Origin of the sequence: Vibrio sp. MM46 (genome assembly GCF_027587135.1) — a bacterium.
Lineage (GTDB): Bacteria > Pseudomonadota > Gammaproteobacteria > Enterobacterales > Vibrionaceae > Vibrio > Vibrio harveyi.
The window spans coordinates 1-17,434 of the sequence record NZ_JAPPTO010000014.1 but is presented as its reverse complement, the minus strand read 5'-3'; the positions used below and the strand labels follow the sequence as shown (position 1 = coordinate 17,434).

At 44.8% G+C, this 17,434-nt stretch carries 13 protein-coding genes; 8 read left to right on the top strand and 5 right to left on the bottom strand.

What is annotated here, in order from left to right; all coding sequences use genetic code 11:
• The first annotated feature begins 68 nt into the window (after positions 1-68).
• Together OH459_RS16305 and OH459_RS16300 are read left to right on the top strand one after the other, a co-directional pair.
• The gene (locus tag OH459_RS16305) at positions 69-803 is read left to right on the top strand and encodes a SanA/YdcF family protein (protein WP_009700901.1); all 735 of its coding nucleotides are present in this window, start codon (positions 69-71) and stop codon (positions 801-803) included.
• A gap of 245 nt (positions 804-1,048) precedes the next feature.
• Positions 1,049-2,419 carry an SLC13 family permease gene (locus OH459_RS16300; protein ID WP_269987681.1) on the top strand — a complete coding sequence of 457 codons (1,371 nt, stop codon included), beginning with the start codon at positions 1,049-1,051 and terminating at the stop codon, positions 2,417-2,419.
• 196 nt (positions 2,420-2,615) lie between these two features.
• On the opposite strand, the gene OH459_RS16295 is transcribed toward OH459_RS16300, so the two are convergent.
• The gene (locus OH459_RS16295) at positions 2,616-3,953 is read right to left on the bottom strand and encodes a GGDEF domain-containing protein (RefSeq protein WP_269987680.1); all 1,338 of its coding nucleotides are present in this window, start codon (positions 3,951-3,953) and stop codon (positions 2,616-2,618) included.
• A gap of 340 nt (positions 3,954-4,293) precedes the next feature.
• Between OH459_RS16295 and OH459_RS16290 the strand changes: the two genes are divergently transcribed.
• Positions 4,294-5,118: a DUF2797 domain-containing protein gene (locus OH459_RS16290; protein WP_269987679.1), complete on the top strand. Its 825-nt coding sequence runs from the start codon at positions 4,294-4,296 to the stop codon at positions 5,116-5,118.
• Between the two features lie 79 nt (positions 5,119-5,197).
• On the opposite strand, the gene OH459_RS16285 is transcribed toward OH459_RS16290, so the two are convergent.
• Together OH459_RS16285 and OH459_RS16280 are read right to left on the bottom strand one after the other, a co-directional pair.
• Positions 5,198-6,433, bottom strand: a complete 1,236-nt coding sequence (locus OH459_RS16285) for a cysteine desulfurase-like protein (RefSeq protein WP_269987678.1) — start codon at positions 6,431-6,433, stop codon at positions 5,198-5,200.
• Complete coding sequence (locus tag OH459_RS16280; RefSeq protein WP_005444497.1) at positions 6,417-7,076, bottom strand: 2OG-Fe dioxygenase family protein; 660 nt, start codon at positions 7,074-7,076, stop codon at positions 6,417-6,419. Before OH459_RS16280 ends, OH459_RS16285 begins: the two co-directional genes overlap by 17 nt.
• A gap of 368 nt (positions 7,077-7,444) precedes the next feature.
• Between OH459_RS16280 and trxB the strand changes: the two genes are divergently transcribed.
• The 3 genes from trxB to cydC all read left to right on the top strand — a co-directional run bounded on the left by trxB (position 7,445) and on the right by cydC (position 12,009).
• Positions 7,445-8,404, top strand: a complete 960-nt coding sequence (trxB, locus tag OH459_RS16275; RefSeq protein WP_005444498.1) for a thioredoxin-disulfide reductase — start codon at positions 7,445-7,447, stop codon at positions 8,402-8,404.
• A gap of 103 nt (positions 8,405-8,507) precedes the next feature.
• Positions 8,508-10,295, top strand: coding sequence for a heme ABC transporter permease/ATP-binding protein CydD (gene cydD, locus OH459_RS16270; protein WP_269987677.1), 1,788 nt, complete (start codon positions 8,508-8,510; stop codon positions 10,293-10,295).
• Entirely contained in the window at positions 10,288-12,009 is a 1,722-nt protein-coding gene (gene cydC / locus OH459_RS16265; RefSeq protein WP_050933454.1) for a heme ABC transporter ATP-binding protein/permease CydC, read from the top strand. The genes cydD and cydC overlap by 8 nt, the downstream gene beginning before the upstream one ends.
• Before the next feature lie 260 nt (positions 12,010-12,269).
• On the opposite strand, the gene OH459_RS16260 is transcribed toward cydC, so the two are convergent.
• On the bottom strand, positions 12,270-13,601 hold the full coding sequence (locus OH459_RS16260; RefSeq protein ID WP_005444504.1) for a D-serine ammonia-lyase: 1,332 nt from the start codon (positions 13,599-13,601) through the stop codon (positions 12,270-12,272).
• 15 nt (positions 13,602-13,616) lie between these two features.
• A complete protein-coding gene (gene dsdX, locus OH459_RS16255; protein WP_269987676.1) occupies positions 13,617-14,954 on the bottom strand; it encodes a D-serine transporter DsdX in 1,338 nt (445 codons plus the stop codon).
• 208 nt (positions 14,955-15,162) lie between these two features.
• Here dsdX and dsdC point away from each other — a divergent pair, with 208 nt between their 5' ends.
• Both dsdC and OH459_RS16245 read left to right on the top strand, forming a co-directional pair.
• On the top strand, positions 15,163-16,110 hold the full coding sequence (gene dsdC, locus OH459_RS16250) for a DNA-binding transcriptional regulator DsdC (protein ID WP_005444507.1): 948 nt from the start codon (positions 15,163-15,165) through the stop codon (positions 16,108-16,110).
• Between the two features lie 182 nt (positions 16,111-16,292).
• Positions 16,293-17,243, top strand: a complete 951-nt coding sequence (locus OH459_RS16245) for a helix-turn-helix domain-containing protein (protein WP_009698116.1) — start codon at positions 16,293-16,295, stop codon at positions 17,241-17,243.
• The last annotated feature ends 191 nt before the right edge of the window (positions 17,244-17,434 follow it).

Sequence of the window (17,434 nt, the reverse complement as noted above, 5' to 3'; positions counted from 1 at the left end):
GGCTTCTCTCTTTTCATTTCTATCAGATATGATGAGGGATACACATTGAAATTAGGACATCGAACGTTTTGCTGTTTTCCCGCATAAAGTCAAAGTGGAAGCTTAAATTCTCATGGAAGCGTCTGGCTTTGGTTTTGTCGATCTCTTTAATCGGTCTCCTCGTCACCGTTATCGCCATAGACCGTTGGGTTGTGCTACAAGCACAAGAACAAATTTTTACCGACTACGAGCAAGTACCCGAGCATGAAGTCGCCGTTGTTCTTGGTACCAGTAAATACATTGGTAAGGTGCTCAACACCTATTACACACACCGAATCAATGCTGCTATTGAGTTGTACAAACAAGGCAAAGTGAAGCAATTTTTGTTGAGTGGGGATAACGCTCACCGCTCTTACAATGAACCTTGGACGATGAAACGAGACTTACTGAAAGCCGGTGTGCCGGAGGAGGTCATCCATCTCGATTACGCAGGATTTCGTACTTTGGATTCGATTGTTCGAGCAAAGAAGATTTTTGCCTCTGAGCGCTTCCTAATTGTCACACAGCGGTTCCACTGTGAGCGTGCTCTTTTCATTGCCGATGCATACAATATCGACGCACAATGTTTGGCAGTAGCAGGTCCAACGGCAAGCAAGCAAAAACTCAACATGCGCACTCGTGAACTTATGGCTCGTGTAAAAGCATTCTTAGATCTGTACGTAATGCATACTCAACCGCGCTTTCTTGGTCCTCAAGAGCCAATCGTTGCCGTGGAAGAGGTACCAGAAACCATCGATAACGAACGTAATATCCCTGTGCAGTAAACCTTATGAGATGTCGTTTATTTCAACCACTCAGCCATGCATTACACACCGATAACAATTCATTAAAAGTAAATGGGTAGCTTTCTACCCATTTCTAATTCCCAACCTCACACTTTCTTGCTCGACCGTCGATTCAGACAAAATTACCTTTCGCATTCGCAGTAACATTTAATCAATAAATAACTACAAGTCAGTTACTTTGCCATAAAAAACCAACACTAAGGCAATGCAAAAGGAGCACAACCATGACCGCACTCGCTGTGACATTGAAGAACTGGTTCTTCACTCGCAACAGCATGATATTAACGTCTAATGTCCTGCTGTTCGCTATATTGTTCAACACCCTACCCTTTGATCCTCAAGTCGTAACTGGCTTGTGTATTTTGATTTTCGTAGCTGTACTTTGGTTAACGGAAGCAATCCATGTGAGCATCACGGCCCTTTTGATCCCGCTACTCGCGGTATTTTTAGGGGTCTTTAATACGCAAGCCGCACTGAACAACTTCTCTAACTCGATCATCTTCTTGTTCTTGGGTGGATTTGCTCTTGCCGCTGCCCTTCATAAACAAAAGCTCGATCAAGCTATCGCCGATAAAGTGTTGCTCATCGCACGCGGTAAGATGTCAGTTGCTGTGTTTATGTTGTTTGGTGTTAGTGCCGGTCTTTCAATGTGGATTTCAAACACCGCAACCACAGCCATGATGTTGCCATTGGTTCTAGGTGTAATGAGCAAACTGGATGCGAAGAAAAGTCACAGTACCTACTTGTTCGTTCTACTGGGCATTGCTTACAGCGCCTCTATTGGTGGCATTGCAACGCTAGTTGGTAGCCCACCGAACGCTATCGCAGCGGCAGAAGTCGGTTTGAGTTTTACAGAGTGGATGGAACTAGGTTTACCAATTTCATTGATTCTCATGCCTATCGCTATCTTGGTCCTTTACACCATGACTAAGCCTGATTTGAGCCACAAGTTCGAACTTGACCACCAGCCTGTTGAGTGGACAAACGGCAAAATGATCACGCTAGCAATCTTCCTATTGACGGTTACTTTGTGGATTTTCAGCAAACCAATCAACGCGATGCTAGGTGGCTTTGCTAAATTCGATACCTTAGTGGCAATCGGTGCAATTCTTTTGCTTGGTGCGTCACGAGCAGTGGAATGGAAAGATATTGAGAAAACCACCGATTGGGGCGTACTGATCTTGTTCGGCGGTGGTATCTGTCTGAGCAATGTGCTTAAAGCGACAGGAACAAGCGTATTCCTAGCAAATGGTCTAGCTGGATTCCTAGAGCAAGCAGGCGTGCTACTGACTATCTTAGCCGTTGTCGCATTCGTCGTTTTCTTAACTGAGTTTGCAAGTAACACGGCGAGTGCTGCACTGTTGGTGCCTGTATTTGCAACCATTGCTGAGGCTCTTGGTCTATCGCCAGTGATTCTATCTGCGCTAATCGCTGTTGCTGCGTCTTGTGCCTTCATGCTTCCAGTAGCAACACCACCAAATGCTATTGTTTTTGCAACGGGTCATATTAAACAGACAGAAATGATGCGAATTGGTATGGTTCTGAACATCGCATGTATTGGTGCACTAACGCTGTTCGCTTGGTTGTTTTGGTAACAACGAGGTTCTGGAAAAACGCAGAGAGCTACATCATGCGCAGCTCTCTGTCGTCAAAGTCTAGCACTACAGCTGCTGTTCTCGGTAATCATATGAATACCTAGCTACTACCCCATAGTCATGTTCAGCAGTTTCCCTTTTGGTGGTCGGTCGGCCACCTTTTTTCTTCTCTGTATTTCTCTGTCTAAGGCTGGATTTAAGACGCCACATCTGACTTCATTTGCATGCCGTAATTCACTTCGATTCGATTGCGACCATTGCGCTTAGCTAAGTAGAGCACTTCGTCTGCACGAGCCATCGTCTCAGAGACTCGTTCATTTTGCATCTGAGCGACACCGATACTGCACGTCAAAGGTTCACCATGAACCCACAAGTGACTTTCAACATTCTGTCTTATGACTTCTGCTTTTTTCACCGCTTGTTCCACATTGGTGTCAGGGCAAAAAACCACAAACTCTTCCCCACCCCATCGAACCAGGCGATCTTCGGGTTGAATCGAACTTGAAATTACCATGACGAACTCACGCAGAATATCATCACCCATCTGGTGACCGTACTTGTCGTTCACACGTTTGAATTTATCTAAGTCCATATACAAAATGGAAAATGAGTCGTGCCCCCATCGAACCTGTCGAGCTTGCTGTTCTAGCCAACTTTGTACCGCATGACGGTTCATCGCTCCAGTCAATGCATCACGGTGCGCCAGTTCAGCGAATTCATAATTTTGCGCACGTAACGTGTTGTTAACTTTCTCTAGATGACGATGACGTTTTTTCGCTTTGTTGTAAGCCATTTTGTTCTTTCGCATCTCGTGCAGTGAAAATGCCAAACCTAATGCCATCCAGGAGAACAATAAAACAAACAACAGCGTTGATTGCTGGACATACGCACCTTCAAACTCAATTTTGTCGATCACGATCTTATGTTTACCAAGCGCCGCACCTGCACCTGTCGCTAAATCAATGCGTGTAATGTTAGAAAACTCCGGAGCAGAGTGCTCAATAGCAACATCATTGTCATTCAACCACCATGTCATAACTTGAAGGTTCTTAATTGGAATCTCAATAATCTCACTGAAATCGGAAGGAGAAAACTGCATACCATTGTATTTAATGGTGTATTCATCCGTTGGTATTGAGTAGGCAGAGTTAAAGTTTCTTAAATACAAACGTAGATTTTTGCTTGGGCTTTGCCCATCACCTGCAGCCTCGTAACGGATCTTCAAACGGACCGTGTGGTAACTAGAAAGATCCAACCCCTTGGTTGCTTCTTTTACATCGGTGTACACGGAAATTCCACAGTATGGCCATGCGTACTTACTCTCTTTGAGATCACAATTTAAAGTCAAACTGTGGTTTTGATAGGTAATATCTGACTCACTCAGACCGCCCGCAATAGCGTCATTGGTTACATGGATATTGAACTTGTCTGGTGCAACTTCAAGTTTGCGGGTGTCACCAAGCAAGCTATATAACGCCACCAAACTGATGGTGCCTATCGATAATGCAAAAATTAATCTATGTATCCATTTCATCACGACCAACCTAGTTACTGAGTATCATTCTGTTTATATCGACCAATGTACTGAATGTTATTTCACTTTTCAAATAAAGTTATTTATCAAGCCAAAAAGTGATTTTTAACTCAAATTCTCACTATTGATACATTACATATGGTTATACAACATGATCTTGCTCCAAAGTAGCCTGTGTATTTTCATTTAGGTGCTTGTGCGAAGCACTTCAAACCCTAATAGAGTACATCGATTAAAAAACCAACAAAGAACACTCAAATCCCGCAACTTCGCTCCCTCTTCCTGCCTATCGAGCCCGGTTCGGTATATACTGTGCAAAAACACAATAATGAGTAATGTCATGTCAATAATTGCTACTGGTACGCTAAGTAAGATGCGTGCTTCTCTAGACGGTGCCGTAAGTTACCGTTTACCTGTCGGTGATGAAGGAGTGGATCTAAGTCCGTTTCTTGGTCAAACACTTACCTTGACTCACACTGGCAATATTTACTGCTGCTCTTGCGGCAAGAAAACTAAGAAAAGCTATTCTCAAGGTCACTGTTTTGTTTGTATGAAAAAGTTAGCGAGTTGCGACATGTGCATCATGAAGCCAGAAACTTGTCACTACGAGCAAGGCACCTGCCGTGAACCTCAATGGGCTGAAGATAATTGCATGGTAGACCACTTCGTTTACCTGTCGAATACGTCAAGCTTGAAAGTTGGTATCACACGTCATACTCAAATCCCAACCCGCTGGATCGATCAGGGTGCGACGCAAGGCCTACCGATCTTCAAGGTGAAAACCCGCCATATCTCTGGTCTGATTGAAGTAGAGTTAGCGAAACACATTGCCGATAAGACGAATTGGCGTACTCTATTAAAAGGTGATGGAGAACCAATTGAGCTACAAGAGCGTTTCGCTGAGCTGCTGCCATTGGTGGAAGATAAAATTGCTGAGATTAAGCAACAATACGGTGATGATGCTATTGAAGTATTAAGTGAGAACATCACTTCCCTGAGCTACCCAGTTCAGCAACATCCAACAAAAATCACCTCACACAACTTTGATAAGAACCCTGTCGTCACTGGCACGCTACAAGGCATTAAAGGTCAATACCTAATCTTTGATACTGGAGTGATTAACGTACGTAAATTTACTTCGTATGAGATTGAAGTGAGCGAATAAGCCTCGATTAATTGAATTTAGAGAAACGAAAAAGCTCGAGCCAAGTGCCCGAGCTTTTTGTTCTTTGAGTTTTCGATTCTTACGCGTCGAGTATGCTCTCTAACACATCAAATAACATATCGATCTCAGCTGTGGTGTTGTAGTGCATACAACCAATTCGCACCACGCCACCAGATTCTTCGAGCCCCAATTGGCGAACCAACCCGAGTGCATAGAAGTGCCCGTTCCAAACGCAGATATTGTGCTCACCCAACGTTTTAGCAATGAACTCTGGAGCGTATTTATCAAACGTAAGAGCAAACGTGGGTGTCCTCAGTTGGCTACTTTCATCGTTAATACCAAACAGATTCACCCCATCAAGCGCACTCAGACGCTGTAAGAAATGCGCACTTAATTGCTGTTCATGCTGATTATATAACGCGTAGCTTTGCTCTAAACGCTGACGAAGTGATACACCTTCATCACCAAATTGCGCTAAGTATTCGATAGCAGCAGTCACGCCTGCTAAACCTTCAAAACTCTGCGTTCCTGTTTCGAAGCGTCCTGGTCCGATATTCGTTGCAGGTTCCACTTTATACGGTTTGATACTGTGCAACCATTGATCAGCAATGTAAGCAATACCGACATGTGGTCCAAAAAATTTATATGCTGAACACGCCAAGAAATCACACCCTATAGCTTGCACATCGACTAAGTGGTGCGGCGCATAATGAACAGCATCCACATAAACCTGAGCACCAATGCGATGCGCCAGTTCTACCACTTGATGAATGTCGACAATTGAGCCGGTGGTATTCGATGCGTAAGTCACAGCGACTAAACGAGTTTTTTCGCTCAGCAGACTTTGCAGATGTTCTAGATCTAACGTACAGTCATGTTCGTTGATTCTCACTTGGTGAACAATGACGCCTTTGTCTTCTGCGGCTTGCTGCCAGCTCGATACATTGGAATAGTGATCTAATGCCGAGACAATGATTTCATCTCCCTCTTTCCAATCGCGACTGATCGCACGGCTTAATTGGAAAGTCAGTGACGTCATATTGGCACCAAAAACGATATTACCGGATGAAGGTGCATTGAGCAGTGCTTGCGCAGACTCACGAGCGGATTGCATAACGTCAACCGTCGCTTGACTCGAGAAATAGTGCCCACCGAGATTAGAGTTAAAATGCCCAAGGTAACTCACCATACTGTCTAACACCGACTGCGGTACCTGTGAACCACCAGGACCATCAAAAAACGTTACTGGACGGTCGTTATGGTATTGCGCCAATGCCGGAAACTGCTCTCGAATTTGATTAAGATTGAAGTTCATTTCGTTTGTCCGTCGCTGTCAGTACAAATACATCCATGTGACCTTCTTGATCATTAATCACTGAGCGAATTGGAACGGCGTTGTGCCACAGTTTGCTGTCTGCCAGCATTGCTACTTCCCCATTCTCCAACACTTTACGGAAGAAAGGCGCTTGATTGTGGCTGCTGTAAAGCATGATGTCCCCGCCCATGATGTTGTGACGTCCCACGCCGACAAGCGCGATATGGTCAAAGCCATCTTGGTGCACGCCTTCGGGAGCAACTTGAGTTTCATCATAAATCGCTGTGATTCGAATCTGGTGAATTTCGATTTCCTGACCTTCTGGTAGGTGATTAGCATTAACAAACAACGCGCACATTTCACGGAAGCCGTCACTTGAAAGAATACCTTTCTCAATCGGCTCAAATTGACGAACGACATCACCTTGAAAGCGGTTGATATCCGATGACTGAACAAAGCTGTTCTTGTTTAAATCAATCACTTGACCATTTTCAAACCCCACGACGGAGTAGCGGCGTAAACGATACTGACCATCGGCATGTTCTGTCCGAGGTAGTCCTTCAAAGGAAGGAGAAAGTTGCTCAATCGCGGCCATGCTGAGCTGAGTTAAATGTAGGGTGTTCTCACGTGAATGTAACATCATTGGCTCCTTTAATGAGGCACATCTAGTTTGTTTTAGTTAACATTTAATTTACATTCTAGGATACGCAAATATTCTGCAATTACCAGAATTTGACGTTGATAGCTTCAACAAAAACGAAAAAACAACATACATATCTAATATTTTGTTAAATATCAGTCTAAACATTCAGAACGGAGCATTCGCCACATTTGAAACTAGAACTCTCCACTATGAATAGCATTTTATTCTGGAATGGCACACTCGATGATAAACATCAGCAAGTTCTAACCTATAACCAATAATTCGGTTGGCTCCTTTCGTTTATGCTTTTAAAGCACTAAGAATTTCCATACAATCGGAGAAAATGTTCAGCCCTCTATGGAGCCATAATGAGCGACGTAAAACACTGTAAACTATTAATTCTTGGTTCTGGTCCAGCAGGTTACACCGCAGCAGTCTACGCAGCGCGTGCCAATCTAAACCCTGTGCTTGTGACGGGAATGCAGCAAGGTGGTCAGTTAACGACCACAACAGAAGTAGAAAACTGGCCTGGTGATGCAGAAGGTCTTACTGGTCCTGGTTTGATGGAACGTATGAAAGAGCACGCAGAACGATTCGAAACAGAAATCGTGTTCGATCACATTAACGAAGTGGAATTGTCTCAACGTCCATTCCGTCTAAAAGGTGACTCTGGTGAGTACACTTGTGATGCGTTAATTATCTCTACCGGCGCATCAGCAAAATACCTAGGTCTTGAATCTGAAGAAGCGTTCAAAGGCCGCGGTGTATCGGCATGTGCAACCTGTGATGGTTTCTTCTACCGTAATCAAAAAGTAGCGGTAGTGGGTGGTGGTAACACAGCGGTAGAAGAAGCGCTTTACCTATCAAACATTGCCTCTGAAGTTCACCTGATCCACCGTCGCGACTCATTCCGCGCTGAAAAGATCCTCGTGAAGCGTCTGATGGATAAAGTAGAAAGCGGTAACATCATTCTTCATACTGATCGCACTCTAGATGAAGTGCTAGGTGACGACATGGGCGTTACTGGCGTTCGTATCAAAGATGTGAACAGCGGTGCGACCGAAGATCTCGAAGTAATGGGCGCATTCATCGCAATCGGTCACCAACCAAATACACAGATCTTTGAAGGCCAGGTAGACATGAAAGATGGTTACATCATCGTTCAATCTGGTCTTGAAGGAAACGCAACACAAACCAGCATTAAAGGTGTGTTCGCAGCGGGTGATGTGATGGATCATAACTACCGTCAAGCTATTACCTCTGCAGGTACTGGTTGTATGGCTGCACTGGATGCAGAACGTTTCCTAGACGCACTTACTGACAAATAACTTTTCACATTTGTGTCATATCCTTAAAGCCCAGCGGTATTCCCGCTGGGTTTTCTTTTGTATACTACCGCCTCATTAAAACAATTATCATTAAGCCTTCACGATGGATAAGAAAAAGCAAAGCAGCTTGAATAAGTGGCTTAAGCAACAAAGTAAGTTAGCCAAGCGCTGGCTGATGGTTGCGATAGGCCTAGGCGTACTATCAAGCGTGTTTTTATTGGCTCAAGCAGCCCTGCTCGCCTCCATTCTCCACCAGTTAATCATTGAGCATGTCGACAAAAGTGAACTTGTTTGGCACTTCGTCGGATTAGGTGTCACCGTTGTTGGTCGCGCGGTCTGTACTTGGGGACGCGAAATTGCGGGATACCGTTGTGGTGAACAAATCCGCGTTTATATTCGTCAACTGATTCTCGATAAAGTCCACCAACTTGGTCCTGCTTACATCAAAGGCAAGCCAGCGGGCAGTTGGGCAACTCTGATTTTAGAGCAAGTAGAAGATATGCAAGATTTCTTCTCTCGCTACCTTCCACAAATGTCGTTGTCTGTATTGGTGCCTTTCATCATTCTGGTGGTGGTCTTCCCTATTAACTGGGCAGCGGGTTTAATTTTCCTAGTAACTGCGCCATTGGTCCCAATGTTCATGGCCTTGGTTGGTATGAAAGCCGCTGACGCAAACCGCAAGAACTTCAAAGCACTACAACGTCTTTCTGGGCATTTCTACGACCGCTTACAAGCGATGACAACGATTCGTTTGTTCGATCGTACTAAGTCAGAAACCGAGACATTAAAAGGGGCATCAGAAGTCTTCCGTACACGTACGATGGATGTCTTGAAGATTGCCTTTCTATCTTCTGCCGTGCTTGAGTTCTTCACTTCGATTTCAATTGCGATTACTGCGGTATACTTCGGTTTCAGCTACATCGGTGAACTGAACTTCGGCTATTACGGCGCTGGCGTAACCCTCTTCGCCGGTTTGTTTATTCTGATCCTTGCGCCTGAATTCTATCAACCACTGCGCGATCTAGGCACTTTCTATCATGCGAAGCAGCAAGCAGTCGGTGCAGCAGAAAGCATCGTTGAGTTCTTAGAGCTAGACGTTGACCAAGTGAAAGACGGCAATAAAGTCGTTGAGCAAAACGCAGCGATTCACATCGAAGCCAGTGACCTTGTTATCTTCAGTCCAGAAGGCAAACAACTCGTCGGTCCCCTAACCTTCTCTTTAGACGCCAACCAAAGCACGGCATTAGTTGGTCCTAGTGGTGCAGGTAAAACCAGCTTAGTGAACACCATCCTTGGTTTTATGCCATACAAGGGCAGTCTGAAAGTTAACGGTTGTGAATTATCTGAGCTGGACTTGTCTACATGGCGAAAAGCCATCAGTTGGATTGGGCAAAACCCGATGCTTTTACATGGCAGTATTCGTGACAACGTCACCTTGGGCAAGCAAGATATTCAAGACCAACAAGTCCATTCAGTACTCAACGACTCTCACGCCGCAGAGTTTGTTGAAATGCATGGCTTGGATTACCAAATTTCTGACCGCTCCGGTGGTCTATCTGTTGGTCAGGCACAGCGTCTTGCACTTGCGCGTGCGATGCTACAAAACGGGCGTTTTTGGTTACTCGATGAGCCAACCGCCAGCTTGGATGCTCGGAGCGAGAAACTTGTGATGGAAGGCATCGGTAAATACACCGAATCCACCACTAACTTGATGATCACTCACCAATTGGCACCACTGCAAAATGTGTCTCAGATTTTGGTGATGCAAGAAGGTCAAATTGTCCAACGTGGTGATTACGAAACTCTGGCATCTCAAGATGGTTTATTTAAAGAAATGTTGGCTGCCAACCTAGCTCAACGTGAATCAGACAAGGGGAACTTAGATGCGTGATTTACTCCCTTATCTAAAACTGTATAAAAAGCACTGGTTTGGTTTGTCGCTGGGTATGCTACTGGCTTTCCTAACACTGGCCGCTTCCATTGGTCTGCTAACCTTATCAGGCTGGTTTATTTCGGCTGCTGCTGTGGCAGGATTGACCATAGCTCGCGAGACCTTTAACTACATGTTGCCTGGCGCAGGTGTTCGTGGTGCGGCAATGGCACGTACGGCAGGTCGTTGGGGTGAACGAGTGGTTAGCCACAATGCGACCTTCAAGCTACTAACGGATCTACGTATCTTCTTCTTCAAGAAGCTTGCGCCGTTGATCCCCGGTCGTGTTTCGACTTTGCGTGATGCAGACTTACTAAACCGTCTAGTGGCGGATGTAGATGCAATGGATCATGTTTATTTGCGTCTTATCAGCCCTGTGATTGTTGGCGTATTCGGCATCTTGTCGCTAACCGCAGTGCTTGCTTTCTTTGACTGGCATCTTGCCCTATTGCTTGGCGGTATTCTAACGGTAATGCTGTTAGTGTGGCCGGTACTGTTCTACAAACTGGGTAAGCATAACGGCGAACATCTGACACAAAATAAAGCACAGCTACGCGTGGCAACATTAGACTGGTTGCAAGGTTACAGCGAACTAAGCTTATTCGGCGCAGAAGAGCGCTACCGCAATGTGATTCTTGAGAAGCAAAAACAACTGCTATCCAACCAGTTTGTCAACGCGAACCTAACGGGCATGGCGTCTGGCCTGCTGATGCTAGCGAATGGTTTAACGCTCGTTGCGATGCTGTGGTTTGCTGCGGATGGCGTTGGTGGTCGTGCGCCAGATCCTTGGATTGCGCTGTTCGCATTTGCCACAATGGCGAGCTTTGAAATTCTGATGCCAATCGCAGGGGCTTTCCAATACCTAGGTCAAACACTGACTTCAGCACGTCGATTAAACGAAATCACGCTAGCTGAACCAGACGTTATCTTCCCTGAACGTTCTAAACGCGAAGATAAGCCGTTAGATATTGAGTTCAGTAAGGTAAATTTCACCTACCCTGATGGTCAGCAAAAAGTACTGAAAGATCTAACGCTATCACTGCCACTGGGCTCGAAAACGGCGATTGTTGGTCAAACTGGTTCAGGTAAATCAACACTTATTCAATTGCTTTGTCGCTACTGGGATGTAAACCAGGGTCAAGTGAGCATCGGTGGCGCACCTCTGCAAGATTGGAGTGAATCTGATCTGCGCGCGGCAATCACAGTAGTAAGCCAACGCGTTGATGTTCTTAATGGCACATTGCGTGACAACCTGCTGCTTGCAGCCCCTGAAGCCACGGACGAGCAGCTAGCTGATATTCTGACCAAAGTGGACTTGGCGAATCTCTTAGAAGAGCCAGGATTGAACGCTTGGTTAGGTGATGGCGGACGTCAACTGTCTGGTGGTGAAAAGCGTCGAATTGGTATTGCGCGCGCTCTATTGCGTGATGCCCCAATCCTGCTTCTTGATGAACCAACTGAAGGTCTAGACAAACGCACAGAGCAAACGGTAATGGCACTGTTCAAAGAGCACTTTGCGAACAAAACCGTGGTATTTATCACCCACCGTTTGATTGAGCTAGAGAGTATGGACAACATCTGTCTGATGGAGCAAGGCGAGATCATCGAACAAGGTAGCCACCAAGCGCTACTAGCTGAGAAAGGTCGTTACCACCAGCTATTACAATCTCTGTAGTCTGGAATTAACATAAGCAAAGGGCTCATCCATTGATGAGCCCTTTTTTATACCAATCACAGTAAGCAAGTGTTCAAAGTTAGCGCAGGAAAAACGCTTGAGAACAAGGCTAAAATTTTCGATAAGTAGTTACTCTACAATTAACTTACTTTGAAACGAAAAGTAAACAAAGTTATCAAGCGTTATAACCAGCTAGAATGACCAGTTATTTGCTACGATTGGTATTACTCTCACAGTTCCCAAAGCAAGAGTAAACTCAATTATCGACCAGATTTCGCAAGGTACGCCGACATTTCAGCCTCTGGCACCATGCCGCCACCCGTAGCCCAAACTAGGTGAATGGCGTTCTTCATCTTATCTTCACTAAATTGCATTCGAGCTTGGTAAACTTGGTCTTGTGAAACGTGAACTGCCCCCATCATGCCCGCCAACGCAGAAGGCTCTAAACGAATGTCTTCTTGTTCACTTAGCTCACCCAGATGATGGTACATGCGCTCATCCGTCATGGTGTAGTAACCATCAAGCAGTCTTTCCATTGCTCGTCCCACAAAACCAGACGCACGCCCTACCGCTAGACCATCAGCGGCAGTAATGTTGTCGATACCAAGATCTTGCACCGCGATGTCATCATGTAAGCCAGTATGCACCCCAAGCAGCATACACGGAGAGTGTGTCGGCTCCGCGAAGATACAATGAACGTGGTCACCAAATGCCATCTTCAAGCCAAACGCCACACCACCAGGACCACCGCCCACCCCACAAGGTAGGTAAACGAACAGAGGGTGCTCCGCGTCAACGATGATACCCATATCATCAAACTGTTGCTTCAAGCGTTCGCCTGCAACGGAATAACCTAAGAACAAGGTCTGAGAGTTCTCATCATCAATAAAGAAGCAAGTTGGATCTTTCTCCGCTTCTTTGCGTCCCTGCTCTACAGCAACACCGTAATCTTGCTCGTACTCCACCACGTTTACGCCATGAGAACGCAGCTTGTTTTTCTTCCACTCTCGTGCATCCGCTGACATATGAACCGATACCGAGAAGCCGAGTTTTGCACTCATGATGCCGATAGACATACCGAGATTCCCTGTCGAACCTACGGCAATGCTGTACTGCTGAAAGAACTGACGAAACTCTTCACTGAACAATTTGCTGTAATCATCACTTTCACTTAGAAGCCCAGCTTCAATCGCCAACTTCTCTGCATGTGTTAGCACTTCATAGATGCCACCACGCGCCTTTATTGATCCAGAAATAGGCAAATGACTGTCTTTTTTAAGCATCAAACGTCCAAGAATTTGAGTGCCGTATTGCGCTTCCAAGCATGACTTCATCTTGTCGATTTCAACAACGTTCGATTCAATAATTCCGTTAGAAGCCACCGTTTCTGGGAAGGCTTTCATTAAGTATGGAGCAAAGCGTTTTAGTCGTTCACTCGCGTCTTTGATGTTGGCTGCACCTAAACCAACGTACGGCAGACCTTCTTCAAGTGTGGTGATATTTGGGTTGAACCAAACCACCTCTTCTAACCCAATGAGTCGCTCAACCAAAGGGAATTCTGCTACTAGTGCGTTTACGTTATGCGTAGTCATTATTGTTTACCTTTATTAGATCATGTACGACAGAAGGAATGTGCCTGCTAATGCAACAAAAGAGGCAATGAATGTCGCTGTCGTGTAGTACTTGAAGATTTCTGTCATCGTGGCTCCGCAATATTGCTTCACCAACCAAAAGAGCGAATCGGTCACTATCGTACAACCAATTGCGCCAGAGCCTATAGCCAGAGTAATGATTTCTGGACTTACGTTCGGATAAAGTGGGAGTAATGGAGCCACAATTGCCGTCGCGCCCATCATGGCAACGGTGGCAGAGCCCACTGCCGCATGCAGAATAATCGCGACAAGCCATGCAAGAAGGATCGGATGCATATCGAGATTAGAAAGTAACTGTGCCAATACATCCGCCAAACCACTGCCCTTTAATACGCCGTTGAATGCACCACCAGCGCCAATAATCAGCAAGATGTTGGCAATCGAAGAAAATGCACCTTCCGTTTTCTCAAGCAGTACACTCATGCCTATGTTCTGCTTAATACCTAACATGTAATAAGCAACAAAAGCGGCGATAAACATTGCTGTAATTGGGTTACCGATAAACTCCAAAGTGGTGTACAGCGCACTGCCATGTTCCATATTGAGTTCTGCCGCCGTTTTTAACAGCATCAGCGCAATAGGTAACATCACGGTGAATAGCGTCGCCCCCAAAGATGGTAATTGTGATTCATCTTTCACTTCTAATGAGGTGAACTCTTCAGGTACGGTTTTGAAAGGTAGACGAGCACCCATCATCTTCAAGAACAGCGGACCGCCAACTAAAGACGCAACCAAACCTATGAGTAAGCCATAGAAAATCACAGAACCGATATCAGCACCAAGCTCATTGGTCACAAACAATGCGGCGGGGTGTGGAGGAACAATACAGTGCACTGCCATCAAGGCGGTACAAAGCGGAATGGCGAGATTTAAAAGTGAGGTATTGGTTTTTTTCGCAATCGAAAAAGCCAGTGGAATTAACAGCACTACGCCAACTTCTACGAATAGGGTAATTCCGCAAACAAGGCCGATTAACACCATAATGACTTCAGGTGATAGCCAGCGAATCTTTTGTAAGGTAAGCCCAATTCGCTCAGCCGCCCCAGACACTTCCATCATCTTGCCAAGTATGGTGCCTAAACCAATCACGACAGCAAGAAAACCAAGAGTGCCGCCAATGCCACTTTCGATAGCACTGACCATCTCTAAAGGTTGCATGCCCATCATCCCACCAACGTAAAAACTGGCGAGTAACAGCGCTAAAAAAGGATGGAGTTTAAACTTAACGATCGCAAAAACGATCATTAAGATACTCGTTATGAGGGTAGTAATGACCCAAAGGTTGGATTCCATGTTCAGACCTATGTTGTTGTTTTAATTGACTGCAATTAAACGAGGAATCCATAGCCCTGACAAACGATCAAAACTCACCTTTAGATGAAGTAAACTTAAACAAAAGCGTGATTTATACGACGTTTAGTGAATTTTTCGACCAATAGGTGAATCCAACTATAACAACGCCGTTATTATGTGTTCTATCAAGTTCGACTCAATAACGCACATGTATACCAGAGACAATATTTTCGCCAAGAACCAACGCATCAATAGTTTTCAACTTTCCAAGCTTCATACTTTTGAAGTGGCAGCACGACACAGTTCATTTTCTCTTGCAGCAGAAGAACTCTCCATGACGCCCAGCGCCATCTCTCACCGTATCAACAAGCTCGAAGAAGAACTTGGCATTGCCTTGTTTACCCGCTCTCACCGAAAAATCACGCTCACTGAAGAAGGGGAACGTATTTATCTCGCCTTGAACAGAACGCTCAACGAGTTAAACCAAGAGGTCATGGAAGTCAGAAATGGCGAAGTCTCCGGAGAGCTGACGATTTACTCCCGCCCTTCTTTTGCACAATGTTGGCTTGTGCCTAGGTTGTACCTATTTAAGCAAAAGCACCCTTCCATCGAGCTGAATATTCTTACTGGTAATGAGAACGTCAATTTCCAAGGTTATGGCATCGATGCCGCGATCTATTTCGATGAGCAAATGCCAGAAAAGTTGTGGTCGAAAGAATTGATGAGCGAAGAGATAATCCCGGTCTGCACTCAAACATATGCAGAACAATTTAACCTATTTGAAAAGCCAGCGAATTTGGTAAACGCCACCCTACTTCACGACAACCAAGCATGGGATTACAACTCCCATCACGATGAATGGACACTGTGGGCAAAGCAAAATGGCATAACAGACATTGACGCTATTCCAAGCATTTCATTCGACCGATCCGATTTAGCCGTCAGTGCTGCTATGCACAATGCGGGGGTTGCTATCGGTCGATTATCGCTGGTGGAAAAACGACTTAAATCCGGCGAACTGATCACCCCTTTTAGAAACCAAACTCTGCAATGCAAACAGAAATATTATGTCGTTACGGCTAACGAAAAACATTCTCGAAAGCTTGAGCTTTTTATTAACTGGCTAATTGAGCAAATCAGTATAACGAGAATATAAGAGAAAACGATTCAGAAGATCTATTACTTCACGCGCCGATTTCGCGTCACAAATAAATGTTAAGGCTGACTGAAAAACCAGCGCCTTCATTAGAAAGCGCTGATGCTTGAGCTTTGTCTGTCTCTCCCTATAATGACCCAACAATCAATACCCCAAACAGAACAAACTTGGTGAGGTAGTTAATGTTCGGTGATTATCTAAAGCAATTGAGATATCAACTTGGATTAACGCAAAGGGAGCTTGCGACAAAATTAAACTTGGCAAATCCAGAGTTTTCATCTGTGGATTCAGTCACTATTAGTCGCTGGGAAAGGAATGCAACGGCTCCTAAGACCGTCAAAGCAATTAAAGTGCTACGTGAGCTTACCTTAGATCTCAGACCTTTTTTGCTCTCTTTGCCTTCGCCGGAGAACGAAACGTTTTTGGACGATATCATTTATGAACGTTACTACTCACAAAAAGCACTATTACTTTCTTCTGGATATGAAGAATTAAAACCCCAAGAAGAAGCGCCTATTATCGAAGAGGCACTCTTTGCTCATGACATCGACACTCACCTCCCACGGTTGCATAACTTCTTCCTAAATGCCGATGCTCACTACCCAGGAATGCTGGACCTTGATTTCTTAGCATTAGATGAAGAAAACAAATTGATAGCCAAGGTGTATAGAGATAGTGAGTCCAACAAGGTAAAAGGACATTCAATTTCCTTCTTATTTAAAACAAAGGACCTCGACGAACACTTTACCAATCCTAACCAAACACTGCCATTTGAGCTCGTGCGGTCTTATTCGGAGCAGTATCAATTCGCCATGTGTTGTTTGAGTCGTTATGCCATGAGTGAACAAGTCTTCATGAAACTGCACCCAACGTTTGTGGATTACATCGCGAGCAAATCCAATATTACTGAGATTTACTACTATGCCTTCGATAACAAATTCAGTGATTATCTAGTGGACCTTGGTGCCAAAAAAGTCGCGTATGACAGCCCAGCTCGGACCGGCTCTGTCAAAATCGGTCGAAAAGCATATCGAAAGTGTTTATTGAAATTGGATACTGCCGTGCTGTTAGCTCAGCCAGCGATGATCTACCTGCTCCACCAACATCAAACCAACATGGCTGCTCAAAGATAAATATAAAATGACTATGCAACGTTATTAACGGCTTTAGTTCGTATATTCCTACGTATAAGAGGCTGAAATTCACCTAAAGAACACCATTCCATTAATACCTATTATTTTCTTATGAAATATATTCTCTTTGATGAACATTTCTCATTTTTAAGATAATGGCAAAAAATATTAGCTCGAATTAAAATTCAATT